The sequence below is a fragment of the Hahella sp. CCB-MM4 genome, from assembly GCF_002260525.1.
In the GTDB taxonomy this organism is placed as follows: Bacteria; Pseudomonadota; Gammaproteobacteria; order Pseudomonadales; family Oleiphilaceae; genus Hahella.
In genome coordinates this window covers 313,786-319,785 of record NZ_MRYI01000005.1, presented here as the reverse complement: position 1 = coordinate 319,785, position 6,000 = coordinate 313,786, and the positions used below count along the sequence as shown (strand labels likewise).

Annotated in this window: 4 protein-coding genes and 1 pseudogene; all 5 read right to left on the bottom strand. The window is 50.8% G+C overall.

The genetic code is table 11. The annotated features are described in order from the left end of the window. Positions 1-238: pseudogene (locus BTA51_RS30655) on the bottom strand (sugar ABC transporter permease); the annotation flags it as partial. A gap of 172 nt (positions 239-410) precedes the next feature. Further along, positions 411-1,727 (bottom strand): sugar ABC transporter substrate-binding protein, encoded by a 1,317-nt coding sequence (locus tag BTA51_RS12535; RefSeq protein ID WP_094707794.1) that lies wholly within the window; start codon positions 1,725-1,727, stop codon positions 411-413. 151 nt (positions 1,728-1,878) lie between these two features. Further along, a complete protein-coding gene (locus BTA51_RS12530) occupies positions 1,879-2,919 on the bottom strand; it encodes an NAD(P)-dependent alcohol dehydrogenase (protein WP_094707793.1) in 1,041 nt (346 codons plus the stop codon). A gap of 175 nt (positions 2,920-3,094) precedes the next feature. After that, positions 3,095-3,991, bottom strand: coding sequence for an AraC family transcriptional regulator (locus BTA51_RS12525; protein ID WP_094707792.1), 897 nt, complete (start codon positions 3,989-3,991; stop codon positions 3,095-3,097). Between the two features lie 123 nt (positions 3,992-4,114). Beyond that, on the bottom strand, positions 4,115-5,518 hold the full coding sequence (locus BTA51_RS12520; protein ID WP_094707791.1) for a serine/threonine-protein kinase: 1,404 nt from the start codon (positions 5,516-5,518) through the stop codon (positions 4,115-4,117). Positions 5,519-6,000 lie beyond the last annotated feature (482 nt).

Below are 6,000 nucleotides of genomic sequence, written 5' to 3'. Positions count from 1 at the left end.
ACAGCAGGTTGTACCGGATCAGGGAGAAGTAGATGGTCATGGCCAGGGGCACCGCCATCCAGACCAGCAGGACCAGGACGGATGGAGACAGCATGGCCAGACCGATGCGGTTCTTACGGCGATGTTCTGCCTCAACCGGCAGGGAATCCTCATCCGTTGCCTGATAGCTCCCGGTAGAACTATCGGAAGGCACTCTACTGCTGGTTGTACTCAGGTGTTTAGTTTTTTCGCTTTCCATTACCGGAGCTCTGGTCTCAATCACTGTATTCGTCATCCAGGGAACGACACAGGACACTCCCCGTAACGACAGGAAAATCAGATAAGCTTCGCAGACAGGCTAACTTGCGGTCAGTTGCCGGCAATAGATGTTTCGCCGACTATAACCTTTATAGTCGGCATAGAGGACGAACTCAAAAATAGCGGGCACGTTTCATTTCCCGCTCAGTCACAGCCTGAGCATTCTTCAGTGCCTGATCAATCGACATCTGTCCGGTCAATGCTCCGGAGACGAACTTACCCACTTGGGTGGCAATGGACTGAAACTCGGGAATCGCCGCAAATTGGACGCCCACATAGGGAGATGGTTTGAGAGTGGAATCCTGAGGATTGGCATTATCCATGGACTGCAGCGTTTTTTCCGCAAACGGCGCTGCCTTCATGTACTCCTGATTGGCATAGGTAGAGGCACGACTGCCGGGAGGCACATTGGCAATGCCGTATTCTTTCGCAACCAGATCGCTATACTCTTTGGATGTTGCCCAGGTGACAAAGGTCATAGCCGCATCTTTAGCGTCAGAACTCACCGGAATCGCCAGCGCCCACGACCATAGCCAACCGGCACCTTTATCGGTGACCTGTTTCGGAAACAGAGCAAAACCCACTTTGTCTGCCACATGACTCTGGGATTTGTCCGTCACAAAAGAACCCGCCACTGTCGCATCCATCCACATGGCACATTTACCGGAATTGAACAACGCCAGGTTCTCATTGAAACCATTGGAAGAGGCACCTGGAGGTCCATATTTCCTGACCAGATCCACGTAGAAACTAAGGGTGTTATGCCATTCAGGGCCATCAAATTCAGGATGCCATTTTTCATTGAACCAGCGGGCTCCGAACGTATTGGACATGGTGGTCACCAAGGCCATGTTTTCGCCCCAGCCAGCTTTACCTCGCAGACAGATACCATACTGTTCCTGCTCAGGTTTATGCAGAGTCTTGGCAAACTCACGAACCTGGTCCCAGGTGGGACGTTCCGGCATGGACAATCCGGCCGCCTTGAACAGGTCAGTGCGGTAATAGGTCATGGAGCTTTCAGAATAGAAAGGTAACGCGTACAAAGTACCTTTCGCAGAAAGCCCATGGCGCACCGACGGAAAAATATCGTCCACATCGTAACTGGCGGGCAGATTGTCCATCGCGGTCAACCAACCCCGGTCTCCCCATATCGGCGCTTCGTACATACCAATAGTCATCACATCGAACTGACCGCCTTTGGTGGCAATATCAGTGGTCAGGCGTTGGCGAAGAACGTTTTCCTCCAATACCACCCATTCGAGATCAATCTCAGGGTGAGTTTTTTCAAACTGTCTCGACAATTCCTGCATGCGGATCATATCGCCGTTATTGACGGTACCAATGGTGACTTTGGTATCTGCCAGGGCAGGCAGAGAGGCAATGATCAGAGTTGATGACAGTATCGCTGGCAGAATGTTATTTGTGTTCATGAAGACCTCTATTGTTATTTTCCACAGCTGATATTTTTGCCACAGCAATCCCGTTAGGCAGGGAATCAGCGAGTGTTTTAGTCATTCCATATGCATTCAAATTAGATCCTTCTAATTCCGGATTCAAAGCAAAGTTTTTATCCCTTTTGCTTTACTGGGATTCGAAACTGATCTGAATCTTCACATCCCCCGGCTGGCCACTTGCGGCCCGTTCAAATGCCTCAATCCCCTGTTTAAAAGGGAAAACACCTGAAATCAACGGTTTGATATTGAGCTGCCCGGAACCTAAAAGGGCCAGTGCACGGGGAAATTGGTTGGCATAACGGAAGACCGACTCCATTCGTATTTCTTTCGCCTGTATCGCCACAACATCCATCGTTACCGGCTTCGGTGGCATACCGACCAACACAATACAGCCACCCGGGCCGGCCAGTTCACAGATATTTTCAAAGGCTTTTGGACTGCCTGACGCTTCAAATATAATGTGCGCCCCCCAGCTGTCAGTTTGCTGGGCAACGATTTCGACCAGGCTTTCCCGGGCGACATTGACCGGAACAATGGCGTCATAGCCAGCAGCAATATCCAGTTTTTCCTGCACAAGGTCCGCGATGATGACCTTACTACATCCTCCAGCGAGAGCCGCCAGAGCCGTCAGGATGCCAATAGTTCCGGCTCCAATGACAACCGCAACATCACCGGGGCGTATGCGCGCTTTATCAGCAGCTTGCATCCCCGTCGCCAGGGGCTCGATCAGTGCGCCTTCAGCAAAACTCACATTGTCAGGAAGCTTAAATGTAAAGCTGGCAGGGTGGACAACCTCCGGTACCAGACAGCCATGAATCGGTGGAGTCGCCCAGAAGCGGACTGCCGGATCCAGATTATATTTGCCTTCAAGAACCGCCCGCGACGTCATATCCGGAATTCCGGGCTCCATACATACCCGGTCACCCGGTTGGAGATGAGAAACTTTGCTACCACAGGCTACGATAATCCCAGAGGCTTCATGCCCGAGGACCATAGGATCTCGCACCACAAAAGGACCTATAGCGCCATGTTTGTAGTAATGAACATCACTGCCACAAACCCCGACATTCCTAATGGCGATCAGAACATCGTGATCACCCACGGACTGATTCAGTTCAATGTCCCGAATGGCCAGTACACCGGCTTTTTCCAATACGAGTGCTTGCATAAATTTCTGTGCTTCTTGTCTTGTTGTTCAGTAAAAAGAGGGCTTTGAATTCCATCGCCAAGCAGATAATACGTGACGGGAACTGATGGTATTTATTAGAAGCTGTGGGGGAAAAACCGACAAATACCCGATGGACAGGGTTATGTATTTTTTTGTCGTATGACGATCAGAGGATTCAACCGCGCCCGAGGTCGTAGATGAAGGACTTACGATAATCGCTGGGTGTGATGCCTTTTATTTCAAGAAAACGACGATTGAAATTGGCGATGTTGTTATAGCCGACTTCAAAACAGATATCCGTAATCGGCAGATGGCTGTGGGTGAGCAGCTCTGCTGCCTTGTTGACTCTCAAACGATTGACGAAATCCACAAAGCGATGACCTGAGGCGCGTTTGAACTGTTTGGAAAAATAGGTCGGACTGACCTCCATATGGGAGGCAACTTCTTCCAGGGAAATCTCACCCTCATAATGCTCCAGAATATAGTCGACCGCCTTGTTGAGCCAATCCAGGTTGGATTTATCGATCAGCGGCTGGTGCAGTTCACTGGAAAGCGTTCGGTATTCATCGGTGGAAGCCAGCAGTTCCATCAGGGTCATGAAATGCAGCAGACGCTTCAATCCCCGGGTGGAGGAAAGCTGATCGAACAACGTCTGGGCCTGTTTAATGATGCGGGGCCCATAAAATTCAACGCCGAGCCTAGCCCGCTCCAACATGGGCTCCAGGGTTCTCAATTCAGGAAGCTGGGACTGTAACCCCTGCAGGAAGTCGACGGAGAAGTGCACCACCTGATCCCGCATATCAATGGATTCTCCCGGGCCCAGATCACTGATCCAGTTATGGGGCAGGTCAGGGGCCACCAATACCAGATTACCCGGCCTGAAGGTTCCTATATGGTCACCCACAAAGTATTTGCCGGTGGTATGGCGGACCAGGTGCAGTTCATATTCTTTGTGATGATGCCAGCGAATGAGGGGACTGGGGACGCCATGCTCAATGTAATGAATAGATTCGTCGAGAGGTTGTTCTACCCATTCATATTCGGGCTTAAGTAACTGGGGACTGTTTTCCACGACTTTACCTGATAACACAGCATCACATTTTTTTATTCTATGCCCCTGAGGCAGAATTTTCTAATGTGAAGTTCAGAACCCCACTTTGTCCAAAATGGGGAGCAGAATACTTACCCCGGCGCTTTACAACGACTTTCTGGCTTTGACGATAAACTGCGTACGCTCTGATTCATCCGGGATGCTTTTTGCCAAAAGCTGATACAGCTCTTCCAGTGTAGCGGCCTGCCCCAGCGATTTTTTCACAATCCGTGAAGCCAGAGGCCCCACATGGTGGGCCAGTAACTGCGTCAGCTTATGGACGGTTTCACCGCTGAGCGTCATAGAGCTGATCGCTCCCTGACGACGGCTGTCCAGAGATCCAATCGTCGTGATTCTGGAAGCCCCTGAGCCGGTAGTTTCCTGTGGCATGGAACGTATGCCGGACTGATTCAGGGTATTAATGAATGCGCGACGCTCTTTTTCATGTGGAATATGCCGGGACAATCGATCAATCATTTCCTGCAACGAGCCGGAGCTGGAAGCGGCATTGCGAATCATATGATTGGCCACCGGCCCGAGGAAAGGGGCCAGCGTCTGGCTGAGGATCTGTGACACTTCCGGCGAGAGGGCAATCTGCGAGCCACTCTGGGCAGAAGCTGAATGGCTCTCGGTACCAGGATGATGAGCCCGACGGTCGGCAAAGGTGATTTTGCTCTGTATCACCGTGGCGGCCAGATCATTCAACTCCGGCACATAAACCTGATCCGGCGAAATAAGCGCCTTCAGGCGGGCAGCAAACTCCTGGCAGGTGCTGAAGCGGTCCTTTGGCTCGGCGGCGACCACCTTGTTCAACAAGGCGCAGAAATCCTGATCCAGCTGTGGGGGCAGTACATTGCTTTTCGCCACCACCCGGCTGATTTCTTCTGTCGTCCAGTAGCTGCCGGCTTTCTGCGGACGGCTGCCGGAAATCAGCTCCATCAGTACCACACCGGTGGAATATAGATCGCTGCGGCCATCCACAATATCGCCACGCAGGGCCTCAGGCGACATGTAGCTGGGTGTACCGATCACATCGCCCACATTGGTCAAATCGGAAGTATCCAGCTTGGCCACACCGAAATCGGTCACTTTGACATGGCCAGATTCCAACAGAAGCACATTGGCTGGTTTGATATCCCGATGCACCACGCCCTTCATATGAGCGTAATCCAATGCTTCGAGTACCTGGATAATCAGATCGCCAATCTGCTTGATCGTCAGTGGAGACCCTTCTTTCAGGAAGGAACGCAGATCAATACCATCCACATACTCCATGACCATATAGGGAGATTTCTTGATCACCCCATAGTCAAAGACGGTAACGATATTGGTATGCAGACAGCGCGCTGCCGCCTGGGCTTCCTGACGAAAACGCGCCAGCAACCCCCCGTCATCCTGATCCATAATCAGATGAGCATGCAGCATCTTAATCGCAACAGGCCGCTCGATGTCCGGATCAAATCCCTTATATACGACCCCCATGGCTCCCTGACCAATGGTGGACTCCACTTTATATTTTCCTATCGTTTCAAACGGCGGTCGGCTACTCATAATAATCGTTTAGATGTTTTCAGTGCACAAACAGAAGATTATGGGAATTAGTGTAGTCCTTCCCATAGTGTAAGAGTGTAAGAATTCGTAATTGCATGCCTTCAGCAGAAACACACTGGTACCGCATTTGAGTAACACTCCTTCCCATTTCCCTGAATTTTTTACTGCTTTCCGGGCATGGAGCAATGGAATGCCGGAGAACTCATCCTTACTACTTTTCGAATAGTCCTATGATACGGCATGTATAAGCCATCGGCACTACACCTTGCAAAGACTATAAAGTGACACCTTTAGGCCGGTAATAAATTACTGCTGAGAGAAAGATAAGCAGCTGCCGAGAAAAGGATAAATTGTTGGAGGTAAAAGGATAATTTGTTGAAAAGAGAAGGATCGCTGGCTGCCGGTAGGTGCGCAGCAGAAGGAGAGGACAACACCAGAGA